At 61.1% G+C, this 20749-nt stretch carries 19 protein-coding genes; 11 read left to right on the forward strand and 8 right to left on the reverse strand.

Annotated elements, in window-relative coordinates:
• Positions 1-251: 251 nt before the first annotated feature.
• The 10 genes from ACLBW8_RS03505 (at position 252) to ACLBW8_RS03550 (ending at position 11469) form a co-directional block, all read left to right on the forward strand.
• Entirely contained in the window at positions 252-1166 is a 915-nt protein-coding gene (locus tag ACLBW8_RS03505) for a Fe(3+) dicitrate ABC transporter substrate-binding protein FecB (protein ID WP_447805009.1), read from the forward strand.
• 2 nt (positions 1167-1168) lie between these two features.
• Positions 1169-2158 (forward strand): iron-dicitrate ABC transporter permease FecC, encoded by a 990-nt coding sequence (gene fecC, locus ACLBW8_RS03510; protein ID WP_447804581.1) that lies wholly within the window; start codon positions 1169-1171, stop codon positions 2156-2158.
• Positions 2155-3123: a FecCD family ABC transporter permease gene (locus tag ACLBW8_RS03515; RefSeq protein WP_064453139.1), complete on the forward strand. Its 969-nt coding sequence runs from the start codon at positions 2155-2157 to the stop codon at positions 3121-3123. Before fecC ends, ACLBW8_RS03515 begins: the two co-directional genes overlap by 4 nt.
• A gap of 4 nt (positions 3124-3127) precedes the next feature.
• The gene (fecE, locus tag ACLBW8_RS03520; RefSeq protein ID WP_447804582.1) at positions 3128-3919 is read left to right on the forward strand and encodes a Fe(3+) dicitrate ABC transporter ATP-binding protein FecE; all 792 of its coding nucleotides are present in this window, start codon (positions 3128-3130) and stop codon (positions 3917-3919) included.
• Between the two features lie 408 nt (positions 3920-4327).
• Positions 4328-6721 carry a TonB-dependent receptor plug domain-containing protein gene (locus ACLBW8_RS03525; protein WP_447804583.1) on the forward strand — a complete coding sequence of 798 codons (2394 nt, stop codon included), beginning with the start codon at positions 4328-4330 and terminating at the stop codon, positions 6719-6721.
• A gap of 25 nt (positions 6722-6746) precedes the next feature.
• On the forward strand, positions 6747-7718 hold the full coding sequence (locus ACLBW8_RS03530; protein WP_447804584.1) for an amino acid ABC transporter permease: 972 nt from the start codon (positions 6747-6749) through the stop codon (positions 7716-7718).
• Positions 7711-8484: an amino acid ABC transporter ATP-binding protein gene (locus ACLBW8_RS03535; protein ID WP_447804585.1), complete on the forward strand. Its 774-nt coding sequence runs from the start codon at positions 7711-7713 to the stop codon at positions 8482-8484. The genes ACLBW8_RS03530 and ACLBW8_RS03535 overlap by 8 nt, the downstream gene beginning before the upstream one ends.
• Before the next feature lie 18 nt (positions 8485-8502).
• On the forward strand, positions 8503-9429 hold the full coding sequence (locus tag ACLBW8_RS03540) for an ABC transporter substrate-binding protein (RefSeq protein ID WP_064453134.1): 927 nt from the start codon (positions 8503-8505) through the stop codon (positions 9427-9429).
• 10 nt (positions 9430-9439) lie between these two features.
• Complete coding sequence (locus tag ACLBW8_RS03545) at positions 9440-11023, forward strand: flavin monoamine oxidase family protein (RefSeq protein WP_447804586.1); 1584 nt, start codon at positions 9440-9442, stop codon at positions 11021-11023.
• Positions 11024-11034: 11 nt separating this feature from the next.
• Positions 11035-11469, forward strand: a complete 435-nt coding sequence (locus ACLBW8_RS03550) for a RidA family protein (protein WP_447804587.1) — start codon at positions 11035-11037, stop codon at positions 11467-11469.
• Positions 11470-11532: 63 nt separating this feature from the next.
• Here ACLBW8_RS03550 and ACLBW8_RS03555 read toward each other — a convergent pair whose 3' ends face one another.
• The 3 genes from ACLBW8_RS03555 to ACLBW8_RS03565 all read right to left on the reverse strand — a co-directional run bounded on the left by ACLBW8_RS03555 (position 11533) and on the right by ACLBW8_RS03565 (position 14306).
• Complete coding sequence (locus tag ACLBW8_RS03555; RefSeq protein ID WP_447804588.1) at positions 11533-12690, reverse strand: hypothetical protein; 1158 nt, start codon at positions 12688-12690, stop codon at positions 11533-11535.
• Positions 12691-12828: 138 nt separating this feature from the next.
• On the reverse strand, positions 12829-13395 hold the full coding sequence (locus tag ACLBW8_RS03560; protein WP_447804589.1) for a hypothetical protein: 567 nt from the start codon (positions 13393-13395) through the stop codon (positions 12829-12831).
• The gene (locus ACLBW8_RS03565) at positions 13392-14306 is read right to left on the reverse strand and encodes an NAD synthetase (protein WP_447804590.1); all 915 of its coding nucleotides are present in this window, start codon (positions 14304-14306) and stop codon (positions 13392-13394) included. The genes ACLBW8_RS03560 and ACLBW8_RS03565 overlap by 4 nt, the downstream gene beginning before the upstream one ends.
• Before the next feature lie 186 nt (positions 14307-14492).
• On the opposite strand from ACLBW8_RS03565, the gene ACLBW8_RS03570 reads away from it, so the two are divergent.
• On the forward strand, positions 14493-14981 hold the full coding sequence (locus ACLBW8_RS03570; protein ID WP_447804591.1) for an Hcp family type VI secretion system effector: 489 nt from the start codon (positions 14493-14495) through the stop codon (positions 14979-14981).
• A 15-nt stretch (positions 14982-14996) separates the two neighbouring features.
• Here ACLBW8_RS03570 and ACLBW8_RS03575 read toward each other — a convergent pair whose 3' ends face one another.
• From ACLBW8_RS03575 to ACLBW8_RS03595, 5 genes are all read right to left on the reverse strand, one after another.
• Entirely contained in the window at positions 14997-15833 is an 837-nt protein-coding gene (locus tag ACLBW8_RS03575) for a 5'-nucleotidase, lipoprotein e(P4) family (RefSeq protein WP_447804592.1), read from the reverse strand.
• A gap of 58 nt (positions 15834-15891) precedes the next feature.
• A complete protein-coding gene (locus tag ACLBW8_RS03580) occupies positions 15892-18402 on the reverse strand; it encodes a fimbria/pilus outer membrane usher protein (protein WP_447804593.1) in 2511 nt (836 codons plus the stop codon).
• Between the two features lie 85 nt (positions 18403-18487).
• The gene (locus ACLBW8_RS03585) at positions 18488-19219 is read right to left on the reverse strand and encodes a fimbrial biogenesis chaperone (RefSeq protein ID WP_447804594.1); all 732 of its coding nucleotides are present in this window, start codon (positions 19217-19219) and stop codon (positions 18488-18490) included.
• A gap of 75 nt (positions 19220-19294) precedes the next feature.
• Positions 19295-19897: a fimbrial protein gene (locus tag ACLBW8_RS03590; protein WP_064453121.1), complete on the reverse strand. Its 603-nt coding sequence runs from the start codon at positions 19895-19897 to the stop codon at positions 19295-19297.
• A 195-nt stretch (positions 19898-20092) separates the two neighbouring features.
• Complete coding sequence (locus ACLBW8_RS03595) at positions 20093-20740, reverse strand: response regulator (RefSeq protein WP_053257033.1); 648 nt, start codon at positions 20738-20740, stop codon at positions 20093-20095.
• Positions 20741-20749 lie beyond the last annotated feature (9 nt).

Here is a 20749-nt window from a genome sequence, read left to right on the forward strand (position 1 = left end):
GGAAGGCCAATGTGGGAGCTGGTTTGCCTGCGATACAGGCACCTCGGTCTGTCAGTAAGACCCAGTCGATGCTATCGCAGGCAAGCCAGCTCCCACACAAGCCAGCTCCCACATAGCCCAGGGCACACCCCAGACTCGCAACGTTAATAAGAATGTTTTTTGATTGCATCGCCGTGATATGGAATAGTACCCGCCGTTTTCCCAGGCCTCTCCCGCCTGGGTGTGTTAACGCCGAGGTCTTTGTCATGCGAATGCTGCGCTCCATCCCGACCCTTGCCGCCTGCCTCCTGGCATTCTCCTGCAGCGTATTGAACGCGGCCCCCATCGACCTCAACGACGGCCAGCATGCAGTGCACCTGCCGGATGCGCCCAAGCGCGTGGTGGTGCTGGAGTTTTCTTTCCTCGACAGCCTGGCTGCCGTTGACGTCACGCCAGTCGGGGCCGCCGACGATGGCGATGCCAACCGTGTGTTGCCGCGTGTGCGCCAGGCCATCGGCCAATGGAAGTCAGTGGGCCTGCGTTCGCAACCCAGTATCGAGGAAATCGCCCGGCTCAAGCCGGACCTGATCGTCGCTGACCTCAATCGCCACCAGGCACTCTACAGCGACTTGGCGAGCATCGCGCCAACCTTGCTCCTGCCATCACGCGGTGAGGATTACCAGGGCAGCCTGAAATCCGCCGAACTGATCGGCAAGGCCTTGGGCAAAAGCCCGCAGATGCAAGCGCGTATTGCGCAGAACCGTGAGCACCTGAAGGCGATTGCGCAGCAGATTCCCGCCGGTGCCAGCGTGCTCTTCGGCGTTGCACGTGAGGACAGCTTTTCCGTGCACGGCCCGGACTCCTACGCCGGCAGTGTGCTGGAGGCCCTCGGCTTGAAAGTGCCGTCGGTACGCGCCAAGGCTGCGCCAACCGAGTTTGTCAGCCTGGAACAATTGCTCGCCCTGGACCCGGGTTGGTTGTTGGTGGGGCACTACCGTCGCCCCAGTATCGTCGATACCTGGAGCAAGCAGCCGCTGTGGCAAGTGCTCGGTGCGGTACGCAATCACCACGTGGCACAAGTCGATGGCGACAGCTGGGCGCGTAACCGTGGCGTATTGGCCTCGGAGCAGATCGCAGAAGACGCCCTCGCCATTCTTAAAGGCGGCCATGCCGTATTGAGCCAATAACCGTGCAGCGCAGTTTCGCGGCGATAAGCATTGTGCTGCTGGGGGCCGTGTTGTTCTGGTTCTCGCTGTACAGCTGGTCGCCGTTTGTGATCGCCCCGACGGACGCATGGAATGGCCTGGTTCACCAAGGCCACGAAGGCGGCAATATGGCCTATATCGTCGCCCAGTTGCGGGTGCCGCGAGCCGTGTGCGCGGCGTTGGTCGGTGCCTGCCTTGGGCTGGCCGGTGCGCTGATGCAGGGCATCACCCGCAACCGTCTGGCGTCGCCTTCGCTGTTTGGTGTGACGGCAGGCGCCGCGTTGGGGCTGGCGTTGTTCTCGACCGGATTGGTTGCACCGCCGTTTGCCGGTGGTGCGTTGTTGATGACGTGCCTGGGCGGCGCGCTGGCGTGGATAACGGTATTCAGCCTGGGCGGCGCATGGTCGTCAACCACCGCGCAAGGTCGGCTGGTATTGGCCGGTGTGGCCGTGGCGGCGCTCTGCGCGGCATTGACTCGGCTCACTGTGATTCTGGTCGAGGCGCAGGCGCAAAGCGTGTTGAACTGGCTGGCCGGTTCGCTGGCGAACGTCGGGGCGGCCCAGCTGCAATTGCTCTGGCCGTGCACGTTGATCGGCGGCCTGTGGGCGCTGTGGTGCGCCCCGCGCTTGAACCTGATCAACCTCGGCGAAGACGCTGCGCGCTCGTTGGGCGTGGGTATCGCCAGCCTGCGCCTGCAGGTGTTTCTGGCCAGTTTGTTATTGGTGGGTGCCAGCGTCTGCGCGGTCGGCCCCATCGGTTTTGTCGGGCTGATCGCGCCGAATATCATTCGGCAATTTCTCGGTAACGACTACCGCTGGCTGATTCCGTTGAGTGCGGCATTGGGCGCGGTGATCGTACTCGGCGCCGACCTGCTCAGTCGCGCCGTGGCTTTTCCGGTGGAAACCCCGGCGGGCGTGGTGACCGCGCTGATCGGCGCGCCGTTCTTTCTGTTCCTTGCCAGGCGCGCCCTATGACCCGGCCACGATTGCGCTTATGGCTGCTGCTGGGCCTGTTGCTGGTGACGCTGTTGGTGAGCCTCAGCGCCGGTACGGTGTGGCTCAAGCCCGCAACCGTGCTGGATCGCCTGCTGGCTCACGACGCCCTCGATTTTGAAGTGTGGAACCACCGCCTGCCGCGTAGCCTGATCGCCATGCTTGCCGGGTGTGCGTTCGGTCTGGCGGGGGCGATTGTGCAGGGGGTGATTCGCAACCCGCTGGCCTCGCCGGAAATTCTCGGCGTAACGCAGGGTGCAGGGCTGGCGCTGACGGTGGCGATCATCAGCTGGCCGCAACTGCCGATTGCCTGGCTGCCGCTGGTAGCCTGCCTGGGCGGGGCGGGCGGCGCCTTGCTGCTGGCGTTGTACAACACCGGCGTGAGTTTTTCCGGGGTGCGTTTTGCGCTCTCGGGCGTGGCGATTGCGGTGACCTTGTCCAGCGTCACCGAGTTTTTAATCCTGTCCCACCCGCTGGATATCAACACCGCGTTGCTCGCACTGACCGGCAGCCTGTGGAGCCGCAATTGGCACCACGTGGTGTTGGTGCTGCCGTTTCTGCTGCTGATCCCGCTGGGCCTGTGCCTGGCCAAACCGCTGAACCTGATCGCCCTCGGCGACGAAGCCGCCCACAGCCTGGGCACCGCCCTTGGCCGCACGCGCTGGCTGGCGATGGCCTGCGCGGTGGTGCTCACCAGCCTGGGTGTCGGCGTGATCGGGCCGATTGGCTTTATCGGTTTGGTCGCGCCGCATATGGCGCGGCGGCTGGTGGGCGGGCATCACCACTATTTGCTGCCCGCCGCGATGCTGATTGGCGCGCTGCTGCTGGTGCTGGCCGACACCCTCGGGCGTACGTTGATTGCGCCCAGCGAAATCCCGGCGGGCATTCTCACGGCGGTGATTGGTGCGCCGTATTTTCTTTGGTTGCTGGCACGGTTCAAGGGCTGATGACATGAGTATTCTTCAGGCACAACAGCTCGACATTGGCTACGGTGCGACGCGTATCGTGCAGGGGTTGTCGTTCGCGCCGCCAGCGGGTCGCGTCACCGCGCTGATCGGCCCCAACGGCTGCGGCAAGTCCACCTTGCTCAAGGCGTTTGCGCGCATCCTTAAACCCACCCAAGGTGCATTGACCCTTGATGGCCAGCCCTACGCCAGCCTGTCCGCCCGCCAGTTGGCCCGGCAAATTGCGTTCTTGCCCCAGGTGTTGCCAGTGCCGGAGGGCGTCAGTGTGCGCCAGTTGGTCGCTTACGGTCGCAGCCCCCACAACTCGCTGTGGGGGCGCCTGAGCGGCAACGATCAATCCCAGGTGACCCAAGCCATGCAACGCCTGGAACTGGACAGCCTGGCCGACCGTGCGCTGGCGGATTTGTCCGGCGGTCAGCGCCAGCGCGCCTGGCTGGCCATGGTGTTGGCGCAAAACGCGCCAGTGGTGCTGCTCGACGAACCCACCACCTACCTCGACATCAGCCATCAGGTCGAGCTGCTCGACTTGATGGGCGAACTGGCCGCCGAAGGCAAAACCGTTATCACCGTACTGCATGACATCAACCAGGCCTGCCGCTATGCGGATCATCTGGCGGTGATGCAGGGCGGCAAGCTGGTCGCCGATGGCGCGCCCGCCCAGGTGATCAGTGCCGAACTGATGCGCCAGGTGTTCGATGTGCACGTGCAGGTCATGCAGGAGCCGCTGGCCGGCACGCCCATGTGCCTGGTGGAAAAAAGCACCCGTACACGTGCCTGATGTGGGCAAAAATGCGCGAAGGGCTTGCTCCCTAATCGCGTTCTGTCCTGCAAAAAAACATTATTTATATGAATAAAGTTATTTATAAATAATGAAAGTAGAGAATATTAGCTTATGCCCAAATAGCATTATATTTTTAAAATCCATTCCGTTATGTTTGATCGCAACAGCCTACCCCTGACCTCGGATGGTACCCAGCGTGATTCAGATTCTGCGCGCCATAACCGGGTAATGACCCTGCGGCAGAATCGTTGGAACGGAGTTCAACGTATGTTGCCATTTCAAAGCCCTCGCTCGCCACACACCTAGTTACAGATCGCTTACACCTCCCTGAAAACCGTGCACCCCGCGCCGTCCCGACGACAGCGTGACTGCCCGACTTCGCGATCCGGAAAGTTTGGAGTGGCCATGAAGCAAGTTTTACAACCCACCGCTGCACTGGCGCTGGCCCTGTTTGCCGGCACCGCACAGGCCCAGGACGACAGCACCCTGTCCACCGTGGTGGTCACCGGCAACCGTGGCGCCGAACAGCGCACCGTCACCAGCAGCCCGGTACCGATCGATGTGGTCAGCGCCAAGCAACTGCAAAACACCGGCAAGCCCGGCTTGATGGAAGCCTTGAGCGCGGTGATCCCGTCGCTGACCCTGCCGGAAAAAACCGGCTGGGACGCCAGCGGCATTGCCCGCGCACCCAACCTGCGTGGCCTGAGCGCCGCCGAAGTGCTGGTGCTGGTCAATGGCAAACGTCGCCACACCAGTGCCACCCTGAACATCAACGGCATCAATACGGGCGCGGCGCCGGCCGATCTCGACTTAATTCCCATCAGCGCCATCGACCACGTGGAAGTGCTGCGCGATGGCGCCGCCGCCCAATACGGTTCGGATGCCATCGCCGGGGTGATCAATGTGATCCTCAAGGCCGACACCAGCGGCACCGCAGTGACCCATATCGGCCAGGGTTACGACGGCAAGAAACAGACCGTGCAACAGAGCCTCAACAAGGGTTTTGAAATCGGCAACGGCGGCATCGTGCAACTGGCCCTGGATGCGCGCAGCCAGAATGACGACAACAAGGCCAGCGCCAACGGCTACACCTATGAGCAAGCCTACAACCAGGCCGGCAGGGCCACCTATGGCGGTTATGGTACGCCCAAGACCAACCTGCTGACCTTGGGCTACAACGCCGAGCTGCCGATCGATGACAGTCTCAGCCTGTATTCCTTCACCACTTACTCACGACGCAAAGCCGAGCAGGGGCAGAACTACCGCCTGCCCACCATCACCAACACCATTACTACCGGGCCGAACGGCTACCCGGCCGGTTATACGCCCACCTGGTCCATCGACGAGGATGATTTCCAGGCCGCATTCGGCGGCAAAGGCACCGTCGGCGCGTGGGACTGGGACTTGTCCACCACCTACGGGCGCAACGAAGCGGAGCAGGGCACCACCCACAACCAGAACCCGTCGCTGGGCGAGTACACGCCGAACAGCTTCACCTCCGGCACCTGGATTTCCACCGAGTTGACCACCAACCTCGACTTCAAACGCGGCTTCGACGTCGGCCTGCAAAAACCGTTGGACCTGTCCTACGGCTTCGAGCATCGACGCGACACCTATGAGGTGCAGGCCGGTGACTATGCGTCTTATGCCAACGGCGGTTATTGCGTGGCGCCGGGCAACTGCGCTTCATCCGGGGCCCAGGTCACCAATGGTATTTCACCGGACGAAGCCACCAGCGCCTCGCGCAACAGCCTGGCCAGCTATGTCGATGTGGGCTTCAACCCGCTGCCGGATTGGTACGTGGGCACCGCCTTTCGTTATGAGCATTACAACGAAGGCGTGGGCGCTACCCGCAGCGGCAAGCTGACCACGCGCTACGATTTCACCCCGCAATTTGCCGTGCGCGCCACGGTCAGCAATGGCTTTCGCGCGCCGTCCCTGGCCAACAGCCTGTTCAGTGCGCGCTCCACCACCTATGGCGTGGTCGACGGGGTGTACCAGTCGATCAACTACGGCGTGTTGCCGGTGGATTCGGCGGCGGCCAAGGCCCTCGGCGCCCAAGAGCTGAAACCCGAGCGCTCGACCAACTTCAGCCTGGGTTTCACCCTCACGCCCACCGACCGTTTGAACTTCACGGCCGACGCCTACGTGATCAACCTGCGCGACCGCATCACCCTGACCGGTACCTTGCTCGGGCCTGAAGTCACCCAAGTGCTGCAGAACAACGGCATCAACTCAACCTCCGGGGGCCAATACTTCATCAACGGCGCCGACACCCGCACCAAAGGCGTTGATCTGGTCAGCAACTACAACCAGGACATCGGCCAGTACGGCACCTTGAAGTGGACGGCGGCGTTCAATTGGAACCAGACCCAGATCCTCAACTACAAGGCGTCCACCAACATCCTGGGCACTTCCTATGACCTGATGGACCGCCAGGCGCGCAACCTGATCACCGGCGTCCAGCCCAGCACCAAGCTGATTCTCGGTGGCGACTGGAGCATCGACCGCTTCAACCTCAACCTGGCCCTGACACGCTATGGCACCTACAAGGAAGTCAACGTCTCTGCCGACCGCAGCCTGGACCGAATCTACAGCGCCAAATGGATCACCGACCTCGACCTTGGCTACAACCTCACCAAAGCCCTGGACATCGCCGTCGGCGCCAAGAACCTGTTCGACCTCTACCCCAAGAAACAAGGCGTGCCGAGCAGCACCATGCTCGCCAGCTACGGCACCTATTCGCCCTACGGTTTTACCGGCGGGTACTACTACACCCGGCTGACTTACGCCTTCTAAGGCCGCTACCCGCGAGGAATAGAACATGCCCATTGTCGCCAAAACCTATGACCTGATCGATGAGGTCACCGACTACCCGGTTCGCCAGCGCCGTGTCTCCACGCCGATCAAGGCTCTACACGTGGTCCCGGCCCGACACCCCTGGCGCTGGGCGGGTTCGATCTTTGCCGCGCTGGTGTTACTCGCCATCGTGCATTCCCTGGCCACCAACCCTCGCTGGGAATGGGGGGTGTTCGGTCAATGGTTCTTCTCGCCGTCGGTGCTGCGCGGCCTGGGCAAGACGCTGTTGCTGACGCTGCTCAGCACGGTGTTCAGCATCATTCTCGGCACTGCGCTGGCCCTGGCGCGGCTGTCGGGCTCGCCGCTGCTGGCGGCATTGGCCTGGGGCTATATCTGGTTTTTCCGCTCGATGCCGGCGCTGCTGGTGCTGATCATCCTGTACAACTTTGCCTATCTGTATGACCACATTGTGCTCGGCGTGCCCTTCACCCGTGTGGTGTTCGCCGAATGGTCGACGGTGGATGTACTCAGCCAATTCACCGTGGCGGTGTTGGGCTTGAGCCTGATGCAAGCGGCGTACGCGGCGGAGATCATTCGCGGCGGCCTGATCGGCGTCGACGCCGGCCAGCACGAAGCCGCGGCAGCCTTGGGGTTGCCGGCCTCGCGACGCATCTTCCGCATCATCTTGCCCCAGGCCTTGCGCTCGATCCTGCCCTCGGGTTTCAACGAAATCATCGGCCTGGTCAAGGGCACGTCGATCGTCTACGTGCTGGCGTTGCCGGAGCTGTTCTACACCGTGCAGGTCATCTACAACCGCACGCAGGCGGTCATTCCGCTGCTGATCGTCGCCACCGTCTGGTACCTGATCATCACCACCGTGCTGACCAGCGCCCAGTACTACGTCGAGCGCCATTTCGCCCGAGGCACTGCGCGCGTGCTGCCGCCGACACCGCTGCAACGCATAGGCCGCTGGCTCAAGGAGAAAACCCATGAGTGAAGCACGCGCCGGGCGCATCCAGATCCAGGGCGTGGGTAAGCGCTTTGGCAACCAGCAGGTGTTGAAAGACATCGACCTGACCATCGACCCGGGCAAGGTCACGGTGATTCTCGGCCCCTCCGGCTCGGGCAAATCCACCTTGCTGCGCACCATCAACCACCTGGAGAAAATCGACAGCGGGCATATCACCATCGATGGTGAATACGTCGGCTACCGCCGCAAGGGCGACCTGCTCTACGAGCTCAAGGAACGCGAGATTCTCAAGCGGCGTATCGACGTAGGTTTCGTGTTCCAGAACTTCAACCTGTTCCCGCACCTCACGGCCTGGGAAAACATCGCCGAAGCACCGCTGGCGCACAAGCGCTGGAGCAAGGCCGAGGCTCAAACCAAGGCGTCCGCACTGCTGGCCAAGGTCGGCCTGGCGGACAAGCTCGATGCCTACCCGCGCCAGCTTTCCGGCGGCCAGCAACAACGTGTGGCCATCGCGCGGGCACTGGCGCTGGACCCCAAGGTGTTGCTGTTCGATGAGCCTACCTCGGCCCTCGACCCGGAGCTGGTGGGCGAGGTGCTCGACGTGATCAAAGGCCTGACCCAATTGGGCGTGACCCTGGTGATCGTCACCCACGAGATCGGGTTTGCCCGCGAGGTAGCCGACCACGTGATGTTTCTTTGCGACGGCCAACTGATCGAAGAGGGCCCGCCCGAACAGATTTTTCGCCAACCCCGACATCCCCGCACCGTGGCCTTTCTCGGCAAGGTGCTTTAGTTCAAGGAGTGACTGCTCATGTTCATCAATACCGCCCGTGTGGCTTTGCTGACGCTTGCCGTCAGTGCCGCGCATACGGCTTTCGCCGCCACGCAACCCGTTGACCTCAGCCCTGACCGCGCACGCATTCATGTGCCACGCAACGAGGCGGCCATCGCGCAAATCCCGCCGGGCTTCAAGTTCGCCCAGCCGGGCAAATTCACGGTGGCGGTGTCCGGTGTAGCCGGGCCACCGCTGGCACTGCTGGCCAATGACGACAAGACCACTATCGGCAGTGAGGCCGACACCGCGCAGTTGGTGGCCGACAGCCTCGGGCTGCAACTCAACGTGGTGCAGACCAGTTGGGAGGATTGGCCGCTGGGCGTGAGCTCGGGCAAATACGACGCGGTGATCAGTAACGTCACCGTGACCGAGGCGCGCAAGAAGCGCTTTGACTTCGCCACCTATCGCCAGGATGTGCTCGGGTTTTACGTCAAGAGCACCAGCAAAATTACCGAGATCAAACAGGCTTCGGACATTGCCGGGCTGAAGATCATCGTCGGCTCCGGCACCAACCAGGAAAAGGTTCTGCTGGCGTGGAACGAGGCCAACGAAAAGGCCGGCATCAAGCCTGCGCTGTTGCAGTACTTCGACGACCAGGCCGCCGCGCAATTGGCGGTGCAGTCGGGGCGCAGCGATGCGCTGTTCGGGCCTAACTCGGTGTACGCCTATTCGGCGGCGATTACAGGCGGCATCAAGCGTGTCGGTACGGTGAACGGTGGCTGGCCGTTGAAGGCGGATATCGCGGTGACTACGCGCAAGGACAACGGCCTGGTCCAGCCGATCCATACCGCCCTGGAGGGCGCGATTGCCGGCGGCCAATACGAACAGGTGCTGCAGCGTTGGGGCCTGGATGTGGAGCGCGTCGACACCTCGCTGATCAACCCACCGGGCTTGCCGGACTAGGAGAATCGACATGGGACTGACACGACGTGAAGCGTTGTCGAGCATCGCCGCCGTAGGGGGCGAGAAGGCCGTCAAGGACGCACTGGCGGTATTGGGTTTGGGGCCCTCGTCACATCGGCGGCCGCAACCGCTGAAACTCAAGGACGGCCTGGGGCAGGGCACCCGCGTGCTGGTGCTGGGCGCCGGGATTGCCGGGCTGGTCACCGCCCTGGAGCTGACCCGCGCCGGGTTCAGCGTGCAAGTGCTGGAAGCTCGTAACCGCGTGGGCGGACGCACCTGGACACTGCGCCATGGCGATCGCGTTGACTACAAGGACGGCCGCACGCAAACCGTGGCGTTTGATCCGGGCCTGTATTTCAACGCAGGTCCCGCACGCATCCCCAGCCAGCACCGCACGATTCTCGACTATTGCAGCGAACTGGGTGTGCCGCTGGAAGTGCTGGTCAACAGCAGCCATGGCGCCCAGGTGCGCCCGGACCTGCAGCAGCCGGCGTTCACCGTCGGCCAGGCGATCAACGATGCGCGTGGGCACCTCTCCGGTTTGCTGGCCAAAGCCGTGCAGCGCGATGCACTCGATGATGTACTGAGTAGCGAAGAACGCACGCGCTTGTTGGCCTTCTTGCAGGTCTACGGCGATTTGTCGCAAGAACTGGCCTATGAGGGCAGCCTGCGCGCCGGTCATCTGGATTCGCCTGCGCACCCCGGCGCATTGCCCGCCAGCCGCAGCCCGCTGGCGCTGGATCGGTTGCTGCATCCCGAGCTGTGGGGCGCATTGCTGCACACCGAATTCCCTGAGTTCTCCGCGACCATGTTCCAACCGGTCGGCGGCATGGACCGCATTACCGACGCCTTCTACCAACGCGTCAGCGAGCACGTGCAGTTGGGCGCTCAAGTCCGGCAGATCCGTCAGTTGGAAGACGGCGTGGCGGTGACTTACCACGACCAACACAGCGGCCGCGAACAGGTGGTGCGCGCCGATTATTTGGTCTCGACATTACCGCTGCCGCTGTTGGCCAGGCTCGACACCGACTTCAGCGAACCGGTCAAAGCCGCGTTGCTCAGCACCCGCAGCGATCAGGCGACCAAAGTCGCGTGGCAGTCCCCGCGCTTCTGGGAGACCGACTATCGCACCTACGGCGGCCTGTCGTGGATAGAGCACCCGGCGCGCCTGCTGTGGTACCCGAGCAATGACCTCAATACCCGCGAAGGTGTGTTGGTGGCCGGTTACGTCACCGGGGAGGGCGCCGACGTGTTTGGCGCGCAACCGTTCAACCAGCAATACGCCACCTCCAAGGAGGCCGTGGAGCTGCTGCATCCGGGTTACTCCAAACACCTGCGCAACCCGCTGGCGGTGTCCTGGGAACAGATTCCCTACAGCGAAGGCCCGTGGCTGCAACGCGAACACTTCCCGGCCGAGGCCAGCGCCTTGTTGGAACACGCCCATGGCCGCGTGTACTTCGCCGGTGACGGTTTGGTGCAAAGCGGCGTGGGCATCTGGCAGGAGTCAGCAGCCAACTCGGCCCGCTTTGTGGTCGGTCAACTGGCTGAGCGGGTTACCCAACAACGACACATTGCGGCCGTGGCCGCGTCTTGAGGAGCAACACCATGAGCGACAGCATTCAACGCACCAGCGTCGGTGATTTTCCGATCTCGCAAACTGTCACCGTGCCGGCTTCCGCCAGTCTGGTCTTTGTCAGCGGCACCTTGCCGGACCTTGCCGACCCGAACGCACCGGCCGGGACGCCGGCGGCCTACGGCAATACCGAAGTGCAGACGGTGTCGGTGTTCAACAAGCTGCGCAAGATCCTTCAGCAGCAAGACCTGGACCTGGGCGATATCGTGCAGTTACGGGTATTCCTGGTCGGCGCCGAAGAGACCGGCGGCAAGCTCGATTTCGCCGGTTTGCAGCGTGGTTATACGCAATTCTTCGGCACGCCCGAGCAGCCGAACAAACCGGCGCGCACCGCGTTGCAAGTGGTGGCGTTGCCGTTGCCCGGCGCGCTGGTGGAAGTCGAAGCCATCGCCGCCCGTACTCCTTGATTTTGGAGTGAGCAGTTTGGTTGTGGCGAACGGGGCTGTTGTGGCGAGCCCGCTCGCCAAACATCATTGGTTGGCAGGTGCCTGGGCACCCTTGCCGGGCAGTGGCCAGATCTGCTCGCGCACCGACTCGCCGAGCCACACCATGCCGTGCAGGAAGGTATCGCGCTCCTGTGGTGTGGTGAGGGGGAAGCAGGCGTAGTGTGTGTGCGCCATGACCCGCAGTTCTTCGGCCCACGCCTGCTTTTCCTGCTCACTGTCGAGGTTGCAGCCCTCAAGGACGTCAGCTGGCATGAAGGTGCTCAGTTCCGTGGGCAGCGCATCGCGGGTTCCCAGGCGTGCGTTGAGCGTGGCGCTGCAGATTTCTACGGTCAGCCCGGTGATCCCCTTGGCCAGGAGCTTTTTCAGCGGCTTGATCTTGTTGTTGGCGGCGAAGTTCGTCGACTTGAGCAAGGTGTTGTAGTGCGGTTTGAAGTGGTTGATCAGCGCGGCTTCCGCCAGCGTAACCACCTCATTTCGGTTCAAACGCACACTGCGTAGACGTTCGAAATGCGCCGTTTCATCCTGATCGCTGGCGATGGGCTCAGCGTTAAGGTCACCGCCATTGCTGATCATCGTCCGGCCGTGCTCAAACCGGTAGAGCAGAATCGAAATTTCCAGCTCCGGGCTGTTGGTCGAGGTTTCAGCGAGGATGCGTTGCAGGGTGGTGTGGTTCAGCAGCCGGTCTACCGCCGTGCGTGTGTGAACCTTGCCGATGCCCTGGCCGACATAGAGCACGTTCATGTCCCGATGGTCCGCTTCCAGGGCACTCATCGCGTTTGCCACCACGATGTGCGCGGCAGTGGTCATTTGCCGTGAAGTCGAGAGAATGATCAAGTGCGTACCGTTAGGGGCCACGAGAACCTCTTCGATCTCATCCTGATCATCAGGCGCGATCTGCGGGATGTCGTAACGGAAGGGGACAGATTGCACGCCTTGCTCGTCCATCACGATAAAACTGCCGTACGCTGATCGACCAAGCAGTTGCAGGCCTTGAGGGTTGATCAGCACCCGGCGCCGGGCTGTGATCAGGTAGATATTGCTGCCGGCAATCGCTGCCCGAAAATGCGCGTCGTCCTTGGCGCGGTAGAGGTCGGCGGGCGTCAATACCGAGGGCGGGCTTGAGTAAAGATGGGTGGCGCCTTCTGCAGAAAACTGGCGAATGATCGAGTCCATGGTGGTCATTGCTTCATCCTTGTTGGGCTGCGCTCAGCGGCAGCGTCGCGCTGCAGTTTGCCAAAGTCGCGACGCGATGGGCACTGACTGATTGGGTAGGTGTTCAGCTTTTGCGCTTGGGTGCCTGCCTATGAATGTGTTGAGGGCTTACCACCCTTTCCAGCGGCCCTGTTTTTTCAGGGTGACGATGATGTCTTCGCGCTTGTGGCGGATTTCTACCATCTTTTGGCGCAGTTCGCGGCAGCGGTTGCTGTTGAGGATCAGCAGGCCGATCAAGGGGCTAAGCAGGGACATGGCGTACAGAAAAAGCGGCGGACGGTACGCTATCGCAGGCAGGGATATCAGTAAGCAGGTTACGTAAATGCCGACACTGACCCATACCAAGTGGATTCGACCATAGGTGACCTGAGTCTTGGAAAAAAAGAGGACAAGGCCTGTTGCAATGCTGCCGAAAAAAAAGATTTTGATTGCAAGGCCTTCCGGAAGGGTCGAGAGAAATGTCACCAATAATAGGACGGCAGTCATCGCAATCGTGAAACAGCCGGCAAGTAGATCAGCTCCAATCACTAGCGCATAGCGTCTCCTGAACTTTCGTGGATTTTCAAAGTAGAAGTATGCGTAAGCTTGCTCGTCAGAAGGCAAAGCTTTCCAAGCTTTACATTGTTCACCCATTGCGGACTCGCCAAGGTCTTTTACCGATTCTCGCTTGCTCACTGGTTGGCTTCCTCGTAGACGCCAATAGCCAGCGTCTTAATGTTTCCTGGCACCGAGCTGCTAGCGAAACCCAAGGTTGCAGCCAAGGCGTCTCTTATGTGATTGACGGTAGCAAGTTGCATTTCTGTGGCGCTGATTCGTTTTGGTAGCACGCCCTTGGCTTGTTTCACCTTGAGCAGTTTTAGCGTTAATCGAGGGTCACGAAGCCTGAGCAGTTCATCATTCAGTCTCGCTCGTTCTTGCCGGTTCAGGCCTTTGAGTACTTGTCTGAGTGGCTTGCCGGTGACACTTGTTGCAGTGTGTACCGTTCGGATTGTGGTCAAGGCCGAGGTGGCGACGCCAAGTAGTGCAATGGCATTCAGCATCGCGTCAACGGCCTGATACCAGGCTTCGTTATCTAACTGATCAAGGTATTGCGGAGCAATCGCCTCTGCGCTGGTTCGACCTAGCCCGACGATGCATTGGGTAATGCTGGCAGCCAGGGCAGCCTGACCAATAAACGTAATAACCGCACTCGTGCCCGCGGTAAAGGGCATCAACATCATCCCACTCGTCACTACTATCCAACTGAGTATTGCACCCGCACACGTCACCGCCGTGCCAAGCGCCTCAGCCACCACCTCTGACTCCCGAGGCTCATGCTCCAACATCCGCATGAACTCCATCGGCCCCACATACCTGGGAGCCTCACGCAGCACCACCTTGATCGGTCGCACACTGCAAATCGCCTGAAACTCACGCAGTACCACCACGTTAAACACTTCATCGATATACACCACGCCCGCCCCGATCAGCGCCGGATCAGCGTCAATGGCGAAGAACACCTTACGCAAATCAATACTGCTTTCAACCCGCTGACGCGTAGTGCGGTGAGCCGAGGGGAATCCATCTTTCAGCAGGGAAGCCGTCATCCTTAACTCCTGGTTTTTGCCGGAGCCGAGAGCGTAAAGACGAGCAGGCATCTATGAATGTCGGAAGGTTCGTCATTTCAAGTCGGGTGCGTCTCTATCAAGCCTTGGCGTCTTGTGTGCACAGTCACAACTGAGGAAAAGTGCGCCCCACGTCACTACCGACGCACACCAAGGCAGGGAGCAAACATGGCCGTCGATATGTTTTTGAAGCTGGGCGATATCAAGGGCGAATCAAGGGACCAGGCCCATCGCGACGAGATTGATATCACTGAATGGGCGTGGGGCATGTCGCAGTCGGGTTCGATGCACAGCGGTACGGGTGGCGGTGCGGGCAAGGTCAATATTGCCAACTTGAGCCTGACAAAACCGCTGGATAAATCGAGCCCGAATCTGATGATGGCCTGCGCCAGCGGCAAGCATTATCCCGAAGCAAAGCTGGTGGTGCGCAAAGCGGGTGGCACCGGTCCGGTTGAGTATCTGGTGATCACATTGAAGGAAGTCATGGTGGCGTCTTACAGCACCAATGCCGAAAAGACTGGCGACGTGTTGTACGACCGCATCGCCCTGAACTTCGCTACCGTCGACGTCAGCTACCAGCCGCAGAAGGCCGACGGTGGCAAGGACGGTGGGCCGGTGAAGTTTGGCTGGAACATCCGGCAAAACATCAAAGCCTGAGTCCCAGCCAACCGCTTACTCCTCCAGCTGCAACGCCTGCTGCTTGAGCTTGCGCTTCTGCTCAAACGGCAACTTTTCATTATCCCCATACGGCGCGCTGTACCAGTTGCCATAACTCGGATTCGGCAGCAAAAACCAGCGTTGCCCCAGCCAGCTCACATAGGGCTCCACCGCCTTGCGTTGGGCGGCGAGGGTGTTGTGTTCGGCCTGCACGAAATCCCCCAGCGAGTCACCTGCCATCAGCAATACACGGGCATGGCTGGCGACCCACTGGCGGCGGCAGGTCTTGCCGTAACCGGCACTTTCGCAATGACCGGTGGGTGTGCTGGCGGCCAGGACTTGTTCGTCGCTGCTCACTGGGAAGCCGCGCAGGCGCAGGTTGGCGACGGTGGCTGCGACCTGGCTGTGTTCGCGATTAGTGAGGTAGTAAACCTTGATGCCTTTTTGCTGGGCGGCTTGCAGGAACGCCACCGCTCCCGGTAATGCTTGGGCCCTGGCCTGGTCGACCCAGGTATTCCATCGGTCGTAGGAATACACTTGGTTATGGATGATGTCACGTGCATTGAGCGGCACGTTGTCCAGCAGCGTTTCGTCGATATCGACCACCACGGCCGCAGGCAGCCCGTTCAAATTGCGTGGCGGGAAGGGCAGGGCATCCCAGGTTGGGTCGGCCAGGGCCACATCGAGCTGGCGGGTGGCGTTGGCAAACAGTTGACGGTAGATCAGCTCGTGCTCAATGGAGGTTTGGGTCCAGAGCACGGCGTCGAGTTGGTCGTTGGCCGGTGGGGTCTGCTGACAGCCCGACAGGGCAGTGGTCAGCAGGCAGACACTGGCGAATAACAGCTTACGCATGGGCAAGTCTCGAAGAGGAAGGCGCATTGGCAGCACCTTAGCCTAATCGCCCCCACAATCAAGGCGCGCATACCAGCGTCTGACGCTCATAGTTCAGCGCTTTGTTCTGCGGCGGCAGCGCATAGGTTGCGTTGCATTGTTGCTCGCCCCACTTGATGATCAACGTGCCCTGATCCTGTTCCACCAACGCCAGCGCATTCCCATTCGGATCAGCAATCGCCAGTTGCTTGCCATTGGCGTCCTCCAGCGAAGCCCCAAACGACAGCGGCTTATGCTGTGCATCAAACAACTCAAACAGCACCCGCCGTCCAGTGCTGCCACTGTAATGCGCCACCACGACGGCGCCGCGGCGCGGTACCAGTTGCTGGGTGGCGTTGGTAATTTCCACATCGCCACCCAGGTCGCGGGTGTCCAGGCTGATCCAGTTCACCCGGTAAGGTTGGGCCGTTGGGATCACTGCATAGCCGTTGTAGCCGGTTTCGACGCCGCTGTAGCTGCTGATCTTCGCCCCGGCGATGCCCGGCACCTCGGCCAGAGCGAAGGTCTCACTGACGGTTTGTCCCAGGTTGACGCCGCCCGCATGGGCCACCGCGGAACCGGCAAGGTTGAGGTTCTGCGAGTTGTAGCCCTGGCCCTGGCTGTAGCCAACGCTGACATCCGCCACTGAGGTGCGGCTGTTGATATTCACCGAACCGGAATCACCGCTGGTGTCGCTATGGCCCGCCTGCACCGAATAGAACGTGTCGCTGGCATCGGCGACGTAGCCGTTGATACCCGCTTGCGTCGTGGTGTCGCCATGCTGATGGCTGGTGGTGACAAACGCCCGGGGCGCGCGGGCCTGGCTGCCCAGCGGGAACGAGATGGACAGGTTCACCTGCGTGTCACTGCTGGGCTCGCCCCAGGTGACGATTTGCTTGGTGCGCGTCACGCCAACGTTGTAGCTCAGGTCGCCCCAGTTGCCGGTGTAGCCGGCGGATAGACTCTGCGACCCACCGCGGTTCCAGTAACGCTGGTCGCTGGCATTCACATACAGGCTGCCGAGCGCATTGTTGCGCCCCAGGCTCTGGTTGATGGTCAGGTCGGTGCGGGTTTTCGAATGCCCGGTGCGCACGCGCACGTCTTCGCTCCTGTCTTCCACATGGTCGGTGAGCGTGCGGTAGCCCTCGGTGGAGTAGCGGTAGGCGGCCAGGGTGAAGTTGGTGTCGGTGCCGGCAAAGGTCTTGGCGTACAACGCACGCACGCTGCTGCCCTGGGTGGTTTGCCCTCGCGCCTTGCTGGACGAATGGGTGGTATCCAGGGAAAAGGCGCCGAACGAGGTGTTCTTGCCGGCGCCGATCGACAGGGCGCTGTAGTCGTCACTGGCTTGCAGGCCGACAATGCCGCTGAGGTTGCTGGTCAAGCCGTACGCCAGGGTGCTGCTGATAAATTGCGGGCTCGCCAGGCCATCGGCGTTGCTTTTGAAGGTGCCCGCCGAGACGCTGTATTTGACCTGGCCTTCACGGACCATGATCGGCAGGCTGGAAAATGCCTGCATCGTCACACGACGGCTGCCGTCGGCTTCGATGACGGTGATTTGCAGGTCGCCGTTAGAGCCGCTGGGGTAGATGTCGTTGATCTCGAACGGGCCGGGCGCAACGTTGGCGGTGTAGAGGATGTAGTCGTTCTGGCGGATCTCTACGGTGGCATTGGTCTGCGCCACACCACGAATTACCGGCGCGTAGCCGCGTTCGCTGTCGGCCCGCATGCCGTCATCGGAGGCGAGTTTCAGGCCGCGATAACGCACGCTGTCGAACAAGTCGGTGTCGGAGAAGATCTCACCGGCGCTGAACTGGCCCTTGATCGCGGTCACGTCATGCTGCAAGTAGGTGCGGTTGCTGGTGAAGGTGTTCGAGCGCCCGGTGCCGTTACTCATGTTCGATTCGTTGCGCAAGCGCCATGCACCCAGGTTGATGCCGTTGCGCAGGCCGAGGTTATTGGCGATGCGGGTTTTATAGTCACCGGCCGTGCGGCTGCTGTTGAGCTGGTAGTTGATGAACGCAGCGGGTACGCCGTCGTCCCACAACTGCGGGTCAACATAACCGCGCAGGCCGCGCTGCATGGCCACTTGCGGAATGCTTGCGAGCAGGCGCAGGCGGCTGCTGTCGTAGCGCACACTGGCGTCTTCAATTATCTCGGCGAGGGCGTAGCATTCCTGTGGCTGCTGCGGGTCGAGTTTGCCTTCGGCCTGCAAACGGGTCATGTCGATACCCAACTGCTTGAGCAGGTCAAGGGTGAGACAGGCCTCGACGCGACCGTTTTTCGGGTTGCGCTTGAAATCGATATCGCGCCGGCCCACCAGTACCTCGTTGCTGTACAGATCCACCCGGTAATTACCCGGCAGTACGCTGTTGGCCGAGAGCAATTGCTGCAAGTCGACCGGCGACTGCGAGCCTTGCAGGAAGGTGGTGTTGAAGGTTTCCGCAGCCTCATCGGCCATGACCCACGCGGGCAGGCTGGCGGCGATCGCAAGCGACAGCGTCTTCAACTTCAGTGCGCCCCGTGCGGGCCTGTTGCTGGAAAGAAAAGACATGCGAAGACCTGTGACATCCCTGATTGGCGAACAGCCGGGCACGCAAACACGCACGCGAAGTGAGCCTGTGGGTTAGAGAAAAGGCTTAGGGTTTGAGGCGCGCTTCAGTAGCGTGCGAAGCGACGCCTGACAAAGCGGCGGTGTAGTGGTTCTGCGCGCCGTAGTCATTGATGCTGGAAAACGACAACTGCACCGGGCCGCTGGCGATTGGCGCGCTGAGCGAGAACTGTTTTTCCTCGCCGGGCGCAATCATGGTGGAGTCGCTGGCCAGTTGCGCCTGCACTTTGATGTCGGCCATGGACACGTGGTACAGCGTCGGGTTTTTCACCTGCAACAGCGTTTGGCTGCCGTGTTTGGCCAGCGTCCATTCAAGCTGTGCAGGCGCTTGCAGCGCGCTGCCGGTGAGGCCGGCAGGGCGGTAAAAAATCTTGATGCGTTGGCGGATGGCCAACTGCAAGGTGTTCTCGGTTTCGCTGGCCTTGGGGATTTCCTGCACGTTAAGCCACACCACCGACTCACGGTCCGTGGGCATGCCGGTGCCTTCGTACAGAATGCGCAGCAGTTGTTGTTCCTTGGCGAATACCCGCGCCAGTGGCGGGGTGACGGCAAACGGCGCACGGCTGCCGCTGGAATCGTTCATGTCGACCCAGGATTGAATCAACACATCCTGGTTACCGTTGCGCACGGTGATGTTGGCTTCCTTGTGGTCGCCATCGAATACGATACGGGTGGCATTCAGTGAAATGCTGGCGGCGGCCTGGGTAGCCATAAGCATGCCCAGCAGCCCCAGGCATGCGGCGATAGAACGAGGCAGCATGAGGGTTATCCGGTGTAGTCAAAGAAGAATGGCGAGGCCGTATGGCCTCGCACGTTCGGTGCTCGGGGCGCCGAGTTATTCGTATTGCAGGATGAACGGCAGGGTCGCGTCACCGCGACCGGCGGTGGATGCATTGGCTGCAGCGGTAGTGACGTAGGCGGCTGCGAAGCTCAGGGTGGCGTCGCCGCCTGCGGTGCCGGCGCCGTGCATGGTGCTTTCAATGCGCGCGGTGCTTGGCGAGCTGAGGTCGATCAGGCCGCCATTGCTGTCGAGCAGGGCGATACCCACGTTTTGCGCGGTAGCCGAACCTGGGTTCAGGGCCAGAACTTTTTTGCCGGTGACCAGACCCGAACCGCCGTTGTTGGCGTCAAAGATCATCGCGACTTTGGTGCCCTGGTTGCAGTTGACGTTCAGGTTGAAGTCTTTGGCAGTGACGCGACCGGCAGTTGGGTTTTCCGCGGTGCCCATGTCTTTGATCGACACGTTGCCCATGTCCACCGAAATGGTGCGGTCGGAGTTGGCGCCGTCGACCGAGCACGCGTCGTTGTTGATCACGCCGGTGAAGGTGATTTTACCGCTGCCGCCCAGGGTTGGCGTCGGTGCAGGATCATCGGCAAAGGCACTGCCGGAAGCGGCGATAATGGCCGAGGCGATAACAGCCAGGGAAAACTTCTTCATGATGATGTCCGTTAGTGTTAGTTGGAAAATGCGGTTGTTGAACTGCGAGGAAAGAGTAAGCGGCGAGGCGGCGGGAGCGAATAAGACGATTCTTATAAGCGCGGAGGCGGGTAGGTTAGTTGCGCTTTTGAAGGGGCGGGAGGCCAGCAAATAAAGGGCGAAGCCATTGTCCAGGAATGGCTTGCAAGTGAGTGGTTAGTTGAAAATGTTACGCGCCAGACAATAGGCAAGAAGGTCCTGGTCGCTGCTCACTTCAAGTTTGCGCATGGCCGATATTTTTTGCGCACTGATGGTCTTGGAACTTCGGTTCTGGCTGCGCGCAATATCACTCACGCTCATGCCGGAAATAAATAAGCGCAGGATCTCGAACTCTTTGGGCGACAAGCTGGTGAAGCGCTCGTCGATGGCCGTCAGGGTCTCGATCACTGAGGTCTTGGGCGGTTCCAGGCTGCGATAGGCGCTCTGCTGCGCAATCGCCTTGAGCGCCAATTGAATCTCGGTGTGCAACTGGCTTTTCTGGATGATGCCGACCACACCCAGCTCCTGCAGGCGAGTGAGGATCAGGTGGTTGGAAATCATCGTCAGGATCAGGATCTGTACCTGCGGGAAATGCCGTTTGAGGTATTCCACCAGCTTCAGGCCATCGCCGTATGGCGAGTCGCCCGGCATGTTGTAATCGGTGATCACAATGTCGGCGCCCTGGCGCTGCAACAGCTCGATCAGGCCGGCCGAACACACGGCCTCGCCGACGACTTGAAAGCGCGTGTCGCGCTCCACCAGTTCGCGAACGCCAAGCAACACGATCGGGTGATCGTCCGCGATTACTACGTTGAATTTTTTCATAAAGGGCCG

Source organism: Pseudomonas sp. M5A4_2d (assembly GCF_053345295.1).